The organism is Aminobacter sp. MET-1 (assembly GCF_026521175.1).
In the GTDB taxonomy this organism is placed as follows: domain Bacteria; phylum Pseudomonadota; class Alphaproteobacteria; order Rhizobiales; family Rhizobiaceae; genus Aminobacter.
In genome coordinates, this window is the sequence record NZ_JAMSHL010000001.1 from 281,435 (window position 1) to 295,145 (window position 13,711).

General features: G+C 63.4%; 16 protein-coding genes. 8 read left to right on the plus strand and 8 right to left on the minus strand.

Going from position 1 to position 13,711, the window contains the following annotated elements; translation table 11 throughout:
* Positions 1–20: 20 nt before the first annotated feature.
* Complete coding sequence (locus NDO48_RS01420) at positions 21–809, plus strand: ATP-binding cassette domain-containing protein (protein WP_018429841.1); 789 nt, start codon at positions 21–23, stop codon at positions 807–809.
* Between the two features lie 107 nt (positions 810–916).
* The gene (locus NDO48_RS01425; protein WP_018429840.1) at positions 917–2,518 is read left to right on the plus strand and encodes a CHASE domain-containing protein; all 1,602 of its coding nucleotides are present in this window, start codon (positions 917–919) and stop codon (positions 2,516–2,518) included.
* Between the two features lie 106 nt (positions 2,519–2,624).
* On the opposite strand, the gene NDO48_RS01430 is transcribed toward NDO48_RS01425, so the two are convergent.
* From NDO48_RS01430 to NDO48_RS01450, 5 genes are all read right to left on the minus strand, one after another.
* A complete protein-coding gene (locus NDO48_RS01430) occupies positions 2,625–2,870 on the minus strand; it encodes a YMGG-like glycine zipper-containing protein (protein WP_018429839.1) in 246 nt (81 codons plus the stop codon).
* Between the two features lie 143 nt (positions 2,871–3,013).
* A complete protein-coding gene (locus NDO48_RS01435) occupies positions 3,014–3,331 on the minus strand; it encodes a hypothetical protein (RefSeq protein WP_267320725.1) in 318 nt (105 codons plus the stop codon).
* Positions 3,332–3,441: 110 nt separating this feature from the next.
* Positions 3,442–4,404, minus strand: coding sequence for a sensor histidine kinase (locus NDO48_RS01440; protein WP_323848081.1), 963 nt, complete (start codon positions 4,402–4,404; stop codon positions 3,442–3,444).
* Positions 4,405–4,663: 259 nt separating this feature from the next.
* A complete protein-coding gene (locus NDO48_RS01445; RefSeq protein ID WP_018429836.1) occupies positions 4,664–4,828 on the minus strand; it encodes a DUF1328 domain-containing protein in 165 nt (54 codons plus the stop codon).
* 75 nt (positions 4,829–4,903) lie between these two features.
* The gene (locus NDO48_RS01450; protein WP_018429835.1) at positions 4,904–5,701 is read right to left on the minus strand and encodes a response regulator; all 798 of its coding nucleotides are present in this window, start codon (positions 5,699–5,701) and stop codon (positions 4,904–4,906) included.
* Positions 5,702–5,898: 197 nt separating this feature from the next.
* Between NDO48_RS01450 and NDO48_RS01455 the strand changes: the two genes are divergently transcribed.
* Entirely contained in the window at positions 5,899–6,093 is a 195-nt protein-coding gene (locus NDO48_RS01455; RefSeq protein ID WP_018429834.1) for a NepR family anti-sigma factor, read from the plus strand.
* Between the two features lie 6 nt (positions 6,094–6,099).
* On the plus strand, positions 6,100–6,648 hold the full coding sequence (locus NDO48_RS01460) for an RNA polymerase sigma factor (protein ID WP_018429833.1): 549 nt from the start codon (positions 6,100–6,102) through the stop codon (positions 6,646–6,648).
* Here the strand turns inward: NDO48_RS01460 and NDO48_RS01465 are convergent.
* Positions 6,634–7,017: a response regulator gene (locus NDO48_RS01465; protein ID WP_267320727.1), complete on the minus strand. Its 384-nt coding sequence runs from the start codon at positions 7,015–7,017 to the stop codon at positions 6,634–6,636. The two genes, NDO48_RS01460 and NDO48_RS01465, sit on opposite strands and share 15 nt — an antisense overlap.
* Before the next feature lie 155 nt (positions 7,018–7,172).
* Between NDO48_RS01465 and NDO48_RS01470 the strand changes: the two genes are divergently transcribed.
* The 3 genes from NDO48_RS01470 (at position 7,173) to NDO48_RS01480 (ending at position 8,858) form a co-directional block, all read left to right on the plus strand.
* On the plus strand, positions 7,173–7,934 hold the full coding sequence (locus NDO48_RS01470) for a Crp/Fnr family transcriptional regulator (protein WP_267320728.1): 762 nt from the start codon (positions 7,173–7,175) through the stop codon (positions 7,932–7,934).
* Positions 7,935–8,058: 124 nt separating this feature from the next.
* Positions 8,059–8,385 (plus strand): DUF883 family protein, encoded by a 327-nt coding sequence (locus NDO48_RS01475; RefSeq protein WP_018429830.1) that lies wholly within the window; start codon positions 8,059–8,061, stop codon positions 8,383–8,385.
* 20 nt (positions 8,386–8,405) lie between these two features.
* Positions 8,406–8,858, plus strand: coding sequence for a hypothetical protein (locus NDO48_RS01480; RefSeq protein WP_267320729.1), 453 nt, complete (start codon positions 8,406–8,408; stop codon positions 8,856–8,858).
* 142 nt (positions 8,859–9,000) lie between these two features.
* Here NDO48_RS01480 and NDO48_RS01485 read toward each other — a convergent pair whose 3' ends face one another.
* Positions 9,001–10,464: a sensor histidine kinase gene (locus tag NDO48_RS01485; protein WP_267320730.1), complete on the minus strand. Its 1,464-nt coding sequence runs from the start codon at positions 10,462–10,464 to the stop codon at positions 9,001–9,003.
* Between the two features lie 459 nt (positions 10,465–10,923).
* On the opposite strand from NDO48_RS01485, the gene NDO48_RS01490 reads away from it, so the two are divergent.
* Positions 10,924–11,874 carry a PRC-barrel domain-containing protein gene (locus NDO48_RS01490; protein WP_267320731.1) on the plus strand — a complete coding sequence of 317 codons (951 nt, stop codon included), beginning with the start codon at positions 10,924–10,926 and terminating at the stop codon, positions 11,872–11,874.
* Between the two features lie 62 nt (positions 11,875–11,936).
* Here the strand turns inward: NDO48_RS01490 and NDO48_RS01495 are convergent, their stop codons facing one another.
* Positions 11,937–13,493, minus strand: a complete 1,557-nt coding sequence (locus NDO48_RS01495; protein ID WP_267320732.1) for an alkaline phosphatase family protein — start codon at positions 13,491–13,493, stop codon at positions 11,937–11,939.
* Positions 13,494–13,711 lie beyond the last annotated feature (218 nt).

Sequence of the window (13,711 nt, forward strand, 5' to 3'; positions counted from 1 at the left end):
CGAAATCGGGAACCAAGATCATGGAACAGACCCGTATCCCGCTCGTCGACCTCAAGAACATCTCCATCGCCTTCGGCGGCATCCGCGCCGTCGACGATGCCTCGGTCGATCTTTATCCCGGCGAGGTGGTTGCTCTTCTCGGCCACAATGGCGCCGGCAAGTCGACGCTGATCAAGATCCTGTCGGGCGCCTACAAGCGCGACGGCGGCGCGATCTTCGTCAATGGCGAGGAGGCACAGATCGCCAATCCGCGCGACGCCAAGAAATACGGCATCGAGACGATCTACCAGACGCTGGCGCTGGCCGACAATGTCGACGCCGCCGCCAACCTTTTCCTCGGTCGCGAGATCATGACCGCCTACGGCACGCTCGACGACGTCGCCATGGAGGCCGAGGCGCGCAAGGTGATGGGCCGGCTCAACCCACGCTTCCAGCGTTTCAAGGAGCCGGTGAGCAAATTGTCGGGCGGCCAGCGCCAGTCGGTGGCGATCGCACGCGCCATCCTGTTCAACGCGCGCATCCTGATTATGGACGAGCCGACGGCGGCACTGGGGCCTCAGGAGACGGCGCAGGTCGGCGAACTGGTCAAGCAGCTGAAGGCCGAGGGGATCGGTATCTTCCTGATCAGCCATGACATCCATGATGTGTTCGATCTCGCCGACCGCGTCTGCGTGATGAAGAACGGCCAGGTGGTGGGTACCGCCCGCACTCAGGACGTAACCAAGGACGAGGTACTCGGCATGATCATCCTCGGCAAATGCCCGCCCGGTGCCGTGCCTGGGCCGGGGGCGATGCAGATCGCCGCCTGACCGCTGTCGCCTGCCGGCTCACTGCCCTAAACAAGGATCGCGAAAAGCCGTTTCGACTTTTCGCGATCATGCTTTAATGATCGGGCATTGAGACGAGCCGGCCAGAATTGAGAAAGTACTTTCCCAGCCTGATCTTTGTCGGCGTCGCGCTCGTCAGCCTGACGATGGCGGCGCTTGTCTATCTCGCAACGGTCGAGGCGGCGCGGATCAAGTTCCAGTCAATTGCCGACGACGCGCTCAACCGTATCGAGGGCCGGGTGGAATTCGATATCGCCCTGCTCAGGGCGACCCAGGCCATGTTCGCAGCCCAGAAGGGCGAGCTGTCGCGCGACCAGTTCCGTGCCTATTTCAGCTCGCTCGACGTTTCCCGGAATTTCACTGGCCTCAGGGGGATTGGTTTCCTGCGCTTCATCGAGCGCGGCCATGAGGCCGACATCGCGCGCGAACTGAAGGAAGGTTACGGCATCGACCGCATGCCATTTCCCGACACCGACCTGGAGTGGCGGGCGCCTGTCGTGCTGTTCGAGCCGATGAGCAAGACCGGCCTGGACGCCATGGGCCTGGACATGGCTGCCGATCCGCTGCGGCGGCCGGCCATCGAGGCGGCGATGGCCGCCAATGGCGAACCGCGGGCAACGGGGCGCGTCCTGCTCGGCCAGGACGAGGCGACGCGGCAACCCGGAATACTCGTGTTCTCCAGAGTGGCGCGGCAGGACGGCGATGGCTCGGCGCCGGCCGGCTTCCTCTACGTTGCCTTCCGCACGGCCGAACTGTTCCAGACCGCGCTCGGCCGGGGGCCGCTGCTGCCGGTCGCGGCCGAGGTCTTCGACGGCACCAAGGGCGACGACGCGCTGTTGTTCCGCTCGGAAGCGCCGCCGGATACCAATTTCAGCGACGACTTCCTGGTGACGCGCGAGACGACGGTTGCCGGGCGCAAATGGGTGATCAATTTCCGGCCAAGCTCGGCCTTCGAGCCGCCGTCGCCGCGGTCGGGGCCGCTGATGCTCGGTCTGTTCGGCCTGGTTCTCGCCGGTTCGATCGCGCTGGTGGCGCGTTACCAGCAACGTGCCTACGAGGCTGCGGCACAACTGCACGAAACGACCGAAAAGAGCCTGCTCGAAAAGGACCTGATGCTTCAGGAGATGAAGCACCGCATCAAAAATTCGATCGCGCGCGTGCTGGCCATGGCGCGGCAGACGGCGGCGCGGGCCAAGGACGTCGACGAATTCTCGTCATCGTTTTCGGCGCGGCTGCAGGCTATGGCCGCCTCCCAGGACATGCTGACGCGTTCGCGCTGGCAGCGGGCCAATCTCGGCGAGTTGCTGCGCATCGAGCTCGGTCAGGTGTTTGGCAAGGAATTGCCCGAAGACATGATGAAGGGTCCGCCGGTGGAACTGGACGAGACCACCACCCAGGCGCTGGGACTGACCTTCCACGAGCTTGCCACCAATGCGCTGAAATATGGCGAGGCGGCCAATTCGATGGATGTGCTCAAGGTCGAGTGGGCGCTGAAACCCCAGGGCAAGGAAACGCGGCTTGTGCTGAAATGGGCCGAACGCAACGGCAAGGGCGTCGTGCAGCCGGAAAAGACCGGTTTCGGCACGAGGCTCATCGACATGAACATCACGCGCGAGCTTGACGGCCGTATCGAGCGGCATTTCGGCGACGACGGGCTGAGGGTCGAGATCGACATCCCCTACCGCCATTAGCGCATCGAAAGACGGACCGATCTCCGACGCGCAGATTCAGCCACTGGAGCAAAAGAAAACCCGGCGTCGACAGGGTCGACGCCGGGTTTTGCCGTGGGCTGGCTGCTTAGCGGCAGCGCGCCGTATAGATCTGGCCGCGGCTGTTGCGGTATTCGCAGTAGCCGTTGCGCAGATTGCGCACCAGCAGGCCGGACGCAGCGCCCACCGCCGTGCCGATGACAGCGCCACGGCCGCCGCCGATGAGCGCACCCGCCACTGCGCCGACGCCGGCGCCAGTGGCTACGTCACGTTCAGTGGTCGTGCAGCCGGAAATCGCAACGACAGCTGCAAGAGCCAAAATCACTTTCTTCATGTGGTCAGTCCTCTCACTTTGACATCGTCCCCGTCAGACACTTAGCGCATCGTCAGGAAAATCGGAATCGTTTTTCATGGGCCAGGTGCATGGATTCAATATGTTAGTGGGTCCTTTCTGAGTGCATGCCAGAGGTTGCGCGGTCAGTGGGCATGGGCTGACGTATCCGGCGTCCCTGATGCCGTGATGACTTCCGAGACCGAAAGCTTCGCTTCAAGTGTCCCGTTGGGCAGCACGTTCCAGGTCAGCTGGTCGTAGTCGTCCTCAAGCGCGGGATCGACCTCCAGGCATTTGGCGAAGAGGCGTGGATGCTTGGGCGCAAGCGTCCTGATCGCCTGCGGCAACTCGGCCTGGCAATCCTCGAACACTTCGAACAGCGGGGTAGGAGCTGGAATCTCGCGACAACCGGAAAGGTCGGGGGAGCAGGAGACGACCAGAAGAAGGGCGGCGATGTGTTCCATGACAGACACCTCCGCCAAGAAACGATGTGGCCCGCAGAAAAGTTCCTCGCCGCCTCTACATCAATCGGTTGAATATAAGCGGGTCTGTCGTGGAAGCTTACAAGGCGAACTCAGTCCATTGCAAAATTGGCCTTTGGCATCGCGAGTCGATACTGAAGGCGGTCAGTTCCGATCTCCAGTTCGGCCTGTCCGTCGAGTGCGGCGGGCACGACACGCTCGAGGGCGACGCTGCCAAAACGCTTCTTGCCGATGGCCTTGTCGCCGCTCGGCTCGATCGCCTCTATCCAGCTGAGAGTGATGTTCTCGTTGCCATCGCCGCCCGACGTGTCGACGCAGACCTCGACATAGCCATCGGCGCGGGACAGGGCGCCGTAGCTGACCGAATTGACGGCCAGTTCGTGCATGGCAAGACCGACATGCAGCGCGGCATTGGGATTGAGATAGGGGTCTTCGCCGGAAAAGCGGATGGTGCGGTCGGTATCGATGCTGTAGCGCCCGACCTGGCCGACCACGAGTTCGCGGAAGCCGGCGCCGCGCCAGTTGGACGATGTGACCAGATCCTGCGAGGCGGCGATGGACTGCAGCCGGCCGCGGAAGCGCACCAGGAAACCGTCGATCGAGCCGGAGTAGTGGCCGGTCTGGCTGGCGATGCTCTGGATGATGGCAAGAAGGTTCTTCGAGCGGTGGCTGACCTCGCGCAGCAACGCCTTCAGAGTCTGCTCTCGCCGCTTCTGCTCGGTCGTCTCGACGACTGTCACGACCAAGCCCTGGACCTGGCCGTGTTCGGAGGTGTCGGGGTCGATCCAGACATCAAACCAGCGCATACCGGAGCTATTGTCGGCGACGCTTATCTCAAGCCCACCCGACACGCCTGTGGCGATGACGTTCTTCTTGGCCGCGTCGAGGCGGTCGGCCTGCTGTTGCGGCAGCAACCCGCCTGCGCCCGCCGTTTCCTTGACCGCTTCGGCCCAGGGCGGCTGCAGATTGTGCGACCAGACGGTGCGCAGCTTGCGATCCTGATAGAGAACCGCGATGCCGGCATTGCGGGAAACATGGAGGAGAGCCGCGTCCATTCGCGGTGCTTGACCCGGGGAAGAAGGGGAGGTTTGGGCCATGCGACAAGAGCCTGCCTTGCTCCGCTCGACAAAGGTTCCGGACTGTCCAAAAGACCATCGCGGCGCATGTTTTGGCGCACCTGATGCTCCCGGACTTGCCCTTTCAAATGGGACCGCCGGGCAACGCTTCTTTTTTGAGCGCTACCCGGCGGCGCTGGCTTCCGGCTGAGGGGGCCGGCTTCCAGACTCGGGTACTTTCTTCATTTTGCCAGCGTGGTCACGCACGCCTGAACAGGCCTGCGATGAGCGAAATGACAAGGAACGCCAGGAAGATGAAGAATAGTATCTGCGCGATGCCAGCGGATGTTCCGGCGATACCACCGAAGCCGAGGGCGCCGGCAATGATCGCGACAACCAGGAATACAAGCGCCCAGTAAAGCATGATCTATCTCCTTCATTTGACGTATAAAAAACGTGCCGCCCAAAGGATGGTTCCCCGAGGCGGTGCTAAAAAAGCCTATGCAGCAGCCTTGGCCTGCCTGTCAAAGAACAACGCCTGACTTATCAGCGCCTTGACCATTTCCGGGTTGAACGGCTTGGTGACGAGGAAGGCGGGCTCTGGGCGTTCGCCGGTCAACAGGCGCTCGGGGAAGGCGGTGATGAAGATCACCGGCAGGGGTGCGGACGAGAGGATCTCGTTGACGGCGTCGATGCCGGAGCTGCCATCGGCGAGCTGGATGTCGGCCAGCACCATCTTGGGGCTGGTGCGCTTGAACAGGGCCGCAGCCTCCGCATGCGTGCGTGCCGTGCCAACGACGCGATGCCCAAGGCTCTCCACCATCTCCTCTATGTCCATGGCGATCAGCGGCTCGTCCTCGATGATGAGGATGTCGGTCGCGACCTGGCGCGAGATCTCGTTGGACGCCTCCTGCAGCAGGGTGGCGAATTCGTCCTCGTCGGTGTCGAGAATCTCCGCGCCTTCAGCATCGTTGAAGCCTTCGACGGCTACCAGCAGGAAGGCCTGGCGCGGACGGGCGGAGAGTGCCGACAGGTTGGCCGCAGCACGTTGCTCCCAGGCGGGGCCAGTAGCCTCGCCCTGCGGGACACGAATGGCGACCGAAGTGAACAGCCTCGCGAAAACCTTGTAGAGGGCAATGCGGTCGGAGGAAGCCTTGGGGAAGACGTCGACGTCGGCGATGATTGCTTCGAGCATTGCGGCCACCAAGGCGTCGCCGCTCACCTGGGAACCGGAGACGGCGCGCGAAAACCTGCGCAGATAGGGCAGGTGCGGCGCAATTCTGGTGGATAGGGTCATGATTGGACGTCTCCCTCAAATGACGTTGTTGACCGGACTGCAGAACGCCATCAACGTTCCGCATGTTTAAAAGTTCCTTTCCATGGAACCTATCCGCATTTGCGGAGTTCTGTGCAAAATTCGCGTGATCGGGGACGACTGTTGGGTACCCTTGTCAAAACGAGGAACCAAACGGTGCAACAAGGCAAAGCAGGAATATGACAGGGCAGAGCAGTGGCGCAGGCAGCGCCAAGCCGACCCGCCAGGGTGACGGCGAACTTGGGGCAAGTTCCGAAATCGGTCGAAAGCTCAAGCAATATTACGATGACCTCGTGTCCGATGAGGTGCCGGATCGTTTTGCCCAGCTGCTGGCGCAGCTGGAACAGGCTGAACCCGCACAGCAGAAGGACTGACGACGCATGGCAGCATCCCTTGGTTTCAAGGCCGACCTGCTCGCGGCGATTCCTGGCCTGCGCGCTTTCGCCATGTCGCTGTCGCAGAACGCCGACCGCGCCGACGATCTTGTCCAGGAAACGCTGGTCAAGGCGTGGGACAAGCAGGCCAGCTTCCAGCCGGGCACCAATCTCAAGGCCTGGCTGTTCACCATCCTGCGCAACGAGTTCTACTCGCAGATGCGCAAGCGCGGACGCGAGGTGCAAGACAGCGATGGGCTGTTGACCGCGCGCCTTGCCGTGCACCCGAGCCAGCCTGGAACGCTCGACCTCGACGATTTCCGCAAGGCGCTGGAGCAGCTTCCTGAGGATCAGCGCGAGGCGATCATCCTGATCGGCGCGTCGGGCTTCTCCTATGAGGAAGCCGCCGAGATCTGCGGCTGTGCCGTGGGCACGATCAAGAGCCGCGTCAGCCGTGCCCGCAACCGGCTGCAGGAAATACTCGGCATTTCGGGTGAGGCGGATTACGGCCCCGACGCAATCGCAGCGCAGGTGATGGGTTCAACCGTCGGCTGAACGGGGCCTTCTTTCAAGACTGGCCGCGATGGCGTTGACCAGGTCGTCGCCGGCATATGGCTTGCTGACCAGCTCCACACCCGGGAACTGGCCGAGCAGACCCTCAAGGTCGTCATATCCCGAGGCGAAGATGAACGGCACACGCCGTGCACGCAGTTCGCGGGCGAACTCCAGCGTCGGCTCGCCGTCGAGCATGACGTCGATGACCGCCGCGTCGTAGCCAGCCGTTATTGAGGCTGCCTGGTGCAGATTGCCGGCGATGACGATCTCGCGGGCGCCGTTGTCGAGGCAAAGCTGCTCGACATCGAAAGCGATCAGCGCCTCATCTTCGAGAACCAGAATACGCAGTCCGGAAAGTGGCGAGGCCAAATCGCATCTCCATAGGCAGGACCGCGAAGATGGCTGTTCTCAGACTGACTGTCATTTAAAAAAGACATGACCGGTTAACGGCCCCGCCGCCTGCCTGTCGCCGGAACTTTCAAGGTCTCCGCCGCGTTGCGGCTTGCACGCATCGAGGGGTACGAATGACCGACACATCTTCCGCGACCGAAGCACGGCAACAGGTTGCCTGCAAAAACTGCCCGCTGCGGCAATTGCCGGTGTTCCGGCCTTTCGAGGAACCGGAACTGGAATTCGTCAGCCATTTCAAACGAGGTGAGCTTGCTGCGAGCCGAGGCGCCACATTGCTGGCCGAAGGTAGCCATAGCGCGCATCTCTATACGGTGCTTTCCGGCTGGGGCTTTCGATACAAATTGCTCGAGGACGGTCGCCGCCAGATACTGAACTATGTGCTGCCCGGCGACATGATCGGCCTGCAAGGCAGCCTGATGGGCGAGATGCAGCATTCGGTGGAAGCGCTCTCGTCGATGCTTTTGTGCGTGTTCGAGCGCGACCGGCTGTTGGAACTCTATCGCGACCATCCCGGCCTTGCCTACGACCTGACATGGATCGCGTCGCGCGAGGAGCGCATGCTGGACGAGAATCTCCTTAGCGTCGGGCGCCGCTCCGCGCTCGAGCGGGCGGCCTACCTGCTGGCTTTCATGGCGAGCAGGGCCAGGAAGGTCGGCATGAACGGCAAGGGTGTGGTCGAGATACCGATCACCCAGCAGCACATCGCCGACACGCTCGGGTTGTCGCTGGTCCACACCAACAAGACGATCCGCAAGCTGATCAACCGCAAACTGGTGCAGTGGCGCGATGGAGGCTGCAAAGTCCTCGACGTCGATGGCCTGATGGTGCTGGCAGGCTGGAGCGGCCTTGACGAGAGCATCCGGCCGCTGCTGTGACGACAGGAATTTCTGCAAGCCGTGGGCTGGCAAAACCGGTAACAGTCGCCGATGCTTCGGCAAATCGACGGAACCGACATGCGCACGAGGCGTTTCGCCTCCGTTGAACTGAAGGAGCAAGACCATGGCTGCTGCCGCTGGAAAGCAAGGAAACGGAACCAAGACGGCCCCTGACCTCGAAGCCGACATCAAGCAATTGAAGGCCGATATCGAAGCGCTGACCAAGCAGCTGGCACTGACCGGCGAGCATGGCTACGACGCGGCGCGGCGCGCTGCGAGCCAGGGCGCCGAGCAATTGAAGGTCCAGGGTGACGCTGCCCTGGAGAGCATCGGCGCCACGGCCCGGGACCTCGAGGATCAATTGATGGCAGCGGTGCGCGAGAAGCCAGTGACGTCGCTCGCAATCGCTGCCGGTGTCGGATTCCTCGTCGCGCTTCTGGCGCGGCGCTGAGCGGCCGGTTCGGGGGACCCATGCTGGCATCTCTGATTGCATCCATCGCATCGAGCGAAATTGGCTACGGGATGCGCCGCGCCCGCGGTGCGGTGATCGCCTATATGTCAGCAGCGCTGTTGGGCCTGTGCGGGGTCGGGTTTCTTGTCGGGGCTGCCTTCGTTTGGGTGGGCCGACGTTATGGGACGCTGGAGGCAGCGATCGGCTTCGGCATCGGCTTTCTCGTACTGGCAGCTGTAATCCTGCTTGTGCACAGACTGGCGTCCGCGGCGCGCGTCAGGGAAGACAGGCGACGTCGACGCGCCGACCTCGCGGCACTTGGCACATCCGCCGTGCTGGCTGCCTTGCCGACATTGCTGAGGAGCAAGGGCGGCATCGGCGCTGTCCTCGGTCCGGTCGTGGTGCTTGCCGCCTATGCGATCTATCGCGAAAACCGCAAGCCAGACGACAGCGACGGCGTGGCGGGCGACTAGGCCCCTGGCTTGTCGGGTGTGCTGTTGGCCGGTTGCCACGCTGGCATGGTGCAGGTCTGACGCCGGTCGCGCCTTCTTCCAAACTTTCGCCAATCTCGCTTTGCCGAGCAGCCGCTTCCGGCATCTGCTCCAGAGTCTTGTGTCAGTGCCCGGCCGGCTGGCCGAAGGGCATGGAGATGCGGGCGCGGACGCCCTCGGGCAGATATTCGTGCCTGACTTCGCTTGAAATGACCTTGGCCAGGCTGCGGCGGATGAGGATCGAGCCGAAGCCGTGACGGCTTGGCGGGGTGACGACAGGCCCGCCACTTTCGGTCCAGTCGAGCACCAACCGTTTGCCGTCGGCGCCGCCCTGGATGATCCAGGCGACGGAAACGCGACCTGGGGGTACCGACAGGGCCCCGTATTTTAATGCGTTGCTGGCGAGCTCATGCAGGATCAGGGCGAGGCCGAGTGCCTGGTCGGGTGTCAGCAGCGCATCCTGGCCGAGGATGGCGATGCGTGGCGCATTGGCTTCGTCGAAGGGCGTCAGCTCGACGCGGGTGAGTTCGCGGATGCCGATGCCGCGCCATTCATGCTCCGACAGAAGGCCATGGGCCAGACCGAGCGCGCGCAGGCGTTCGCTGAAGGCGTCAAGGAACTCGCGTGGCTCGCGGGCATGGCGCACCGTCTGCGTTGCCAGTGCCTGCACGGTGGCGAGCGTGTTCTTGACGCGGTGGTTGAGTTCGCGCAGCAGGAAGCGCTGACGCTCCTCCGTCGCCCGGCGTTCGGTGATGTCGTAGTTGACGCCGAAGACCAGCGTCGGCTTTCCGCTGGCATCGCGCTCGACAACGCGGCCGCGGGCGGCGAGCCAGCGCGGCGGGTCGATGCCTCTGATACGGTACTCGCCTGAGTAGTCGTCGCTGCCGGCCAGCGCTTCCTGAAACAGCGCGCGCGTCTTGCCGATGTCGCGGCGGTCGATGGCGACGAGCACGTCGCGTGCCCGCATACGGGTTGCCGCCGGCAGGTTGAAGAGTTGCGGCAGCAGCGCGTCGCATTCGATGGAGCCGCTGCGCGGGTTCCACACCCAGCTCGCCAGCGCGGCAGCCTCAAGGGCGATAGCGCGGCGGGTTTCGGCGTGGACGAGCGCCGCCTCGGCACGTGCGCCGGCATGTGAGCGGTCGCGCAGCGCGATCAGGCTGGCTGCGAGCGCTGCCAGTGACGTCAGGTATCCGATCTCGTCCGCGTCGAGGTCCGACCGCGGTTCGGAACTGAAAACGACGAGCTTGCCTACCTGAGTGCCCGACACGAGGATCGGAAGCTCGAAATGAAACGGCAGCCTGGCGGTGTCCGGGGCGGGCGTGTCGGCAACGTTCTCAATCTGCCGGAGCACATCTTGTGCTGTCGTGGCCTCGACACCGAACCGCGACCTGACGGCCAAGCCCTCACCCTCCGCCAAGGCAAGCAGGGCTGCGGGCGAGCTGCTGGCTGCGGCGGCAAGGGCGGTCAGGCGGTCGAAATCCGCGTCGGCCGGCATCTTGAGCTGCGCCGCAGGGGCGTTGGCGGCGTCGCGCGGTTCCACGCGTTCGCTGTCGGCCTTGTGAGCTGCGACGGTCTCGTTGTCCTGCACGGCTACCCCTCAGTCGCAGAAAACTAGCCGCCTATATCCAAGTTGAAAAGCCTCGGCCGGACAAACTGGCACCATGCCGGCAGGCTCACGTTGGCCCCATGACTATCAACGAGGAAACATTGTCATGACCAGGACTTTTCAGCTCGAAACGCCCGCCAGGGCGGCCCAGGACGAAATCTGCTGCTGATGCAGATCGCCGGGGTTGCTGCTTCCTGCGGCAATCTCTCCGACGGCCACAATGCCGAGCTAAGATATTGTTGTATTACGATGTTTTTCGAAATGCACTGCGCGTCCACCAAGCCGTATCCGGCTTTCATCTGCAAGATCGAAGGTGAAAAAGATCGGAACCCCCGGGGGATCACGACGTTGTGACCCCGTAGGAGCCGCGCCGGACCCATCCCGCGAAGAACCGGTCGAGGCGCGGCATATGCATGAAGAACACGCACGAGGAGAGAGTACATGATCCGCAATCTCTTGGCTACGACGGCCCTCGCCGCCCTGATTTCCACCGGCGCGATGGCGCAGGACACGACCACTCCGGCACCGGCGCCCGCACCAGCGGCACCAATGGAAGCGACGCCGTCGGCTCCTGCTGTCATTCCCCACGCTGACGGCTATCTCGCCACCAACATCATCGGCGAGAAGGTCTATAACGGCTCGGGCAATGACGCCGAGAATATCGGCAGCGTCAACGACATCGTGCTCGCCGCCGACGGTACGGCCGACCAGTTGGTGATTGGCGTCGGCGGTTTCCTCGGCCTTGGCCAGAAGAACGTCGTCCTGCCGTACAAGGAGTTCGACTGGGCCGAGAAGAACGGTGACCGCTGGCTGGTGATGGCGACGACCAAGGAGCAGCTGCAGGCGATGCCCGACTTCGATCGCCGCGCGTATGATCCGGCCCCGGCGCCGACTGCGGCGACCGAGCCCGCCCCGATGGCCGACCAGACGGCACAGGCGCCGGTGACGCCGGAAGCGAAGCCGCCGGTGACGGCAGAGCAGACGACACCCGCTCCAGTCACCCCTGATGCGACCGCGACCGATCCGACCAAGACGGCGGCGATCGACAAGTCTACGCTGAAGGACTTACCTGCGGCCGACATGCGCGCCGAGCAGATGGTCGGTGCGGCGGTGTATGGCACCGACGATGCCCGCATCGGTAAGATCGGCGACATCCTGCTGACTGCCGATGGCAAGATCGACGCCTATGTCATCGATGTCGGCGGCTTCCTTGGCATGGGCGAGAAGAAGGTGGCCATCGGTAGCGACAACCTCGCCTTCCTCGTAGACACCGAAGGCAACAAATATCTCTACACCACCTTCACCAAGGACCAGCTCGAGAAGCAGCCGGCCTACGACGCCGGCAGCTGGTCCGAGAAGCGTGATGAGCAGCGCCTGATCATGGTTCAGTAAGACCAGGCGTATCGTGTAGGAAAGCCCGCGCTTCGGCGCGGGCTTTTCGTTTGGAGGTAGGCCTAGGGCAGCCGGGCGAAATGGCCGACGGCGCCGGCCTCGGCCAGTTCCGACAATGCCAACGACTGGTCGAGATGCCGGGCGCGATGGGCTAGCAGCCGCTCGGCGAATTCGAGGCGCACCGGCAGCCATACGGGGGCGTCTGCAAGGTTGCGCGTTTCACCTGGATCGTTGGCCAGATCGTAGAGCAGTGGCGGCAAGCCGCCGCCGAAATGTATGTACTTGACCTTTTCGGTGCGGATGACAGCCAAGTTGAGCGAGCGTGAGTCAAGCCCGAAATGGGCCTCCGTCGTGCCTTCGGCGACCGAGCGGAAGTCGTATTCCCAAAAGGCGGCGTTGCGCCAGATTTCGGGCTCACGGCTTTCGAGGAATGGCTTGAGCGACTGGCCGTCGAGATGCGGCAGCGCCTTGCCGCCGATGAGGTCGAGCAGGGTTGGCATGATGTCGACCGCGCTGGTGAAGCGGTCGACCGCGGAGCCCGACGCCTGGGCGTGGCCGGGCGCCTTGATGATCAGCGGGATGTGGTAGCTGCCGTCGAACCAGCCGCCCTTGCCGAGCATAAAGTGGTCGCCCATCATCTCGGCGTGGTCGGACGTGAGGATGACGATGGTGTCCTCCCAGGCGCCATTGTCGCGGATGCCTTGCCAGATGCGGCCGAGCTGGGAATCGACCTCCGAGATCATGCCGTAATAGAGGGCGCGGATCTTGCGAAATTCCTGCTCGCTCCAGTCGCCGACCTTGCCTGTAGCGCCGGGGATGAAGCTCGATTTGTTCTGGTGATGCTCGAGGTGATAGGCGAGGAACGGGTGGCTCGCCTTTTCGGCCTCGAGGCTCGTGGCGCGATCATATGCCGGGCCCTCCGACGGCTCGTACATAGTGTTGAACGGCTCGGGCACGATGAAGGGCGGATGCGGACTGAGGAAGGAGACATGGGCGAACCAGGGCTGGCCTTCGTCCTGCTCGGAAAGCCAACGGAGAAACTCGCCGGCCAGGAAAGCGGTCGGGGTCTCATCCTTTGAATAGACAGGAACCGCGTTGCTGACCTCCGACGCATCGGCATTTGCCGGCTTATGGACATCGGGAAAGCCGGCGCTGGAGTCAATGCCGCGCGCGGCGAGCCAGGACAGCCAGGCCTTCTGGTGTTCGGGCAACAGCTGGCGGGTGGTGAAACCGGGCAGCACGCCTTCATAGGTGCGCAGGAACGGGTCGCCTGCAGCGCGGCCGCGTGGATCGGGCGAGACGTCGGTGTAGCCGAACAGCGTCGGGTCGTAGCCGACACGGCGGGCGGCGCGGGCGATGTTGTCGTGCCTGTCATCCAGCGGCGAGCCATTGCGACAGACGCGATTGTTCATCTGGTAGAGGCCGGTGTAGAGGCAGGCGCGTGCCGGCGAGCAGGGCGCGGTGCCGGCATAGTGGCGCCTGAAGGTGACGCCTTCGCGGGCGAGTGCATCGGCGTGGGGCGTCTTCACCACGGGGTGGCCGACCGTCGACAGGCTGTCGCCGCGCCACTGGTCGCAGGTGATGAGAAGAATGTTCGGTCGTCCGCCCCTGTTTGCCAAGCTCGCCCCCCGCAATTGAAATCGCGGCCAAGGAAGCCGGATTCACGGTGCCGTGCAAGCGTCTTCATGCAGCGATCGGTCATGCCAAAAAGTGTGAACGAATTCGCTTTTATTGTTCGATCTTTGTGAACGGACCATTCTGCGACCGGCCACTATGCCGCAACAATCGATGCGCCCATATTCAGCCCAACAGAGCGGCAAGGGCCGCGGCTAGCGAA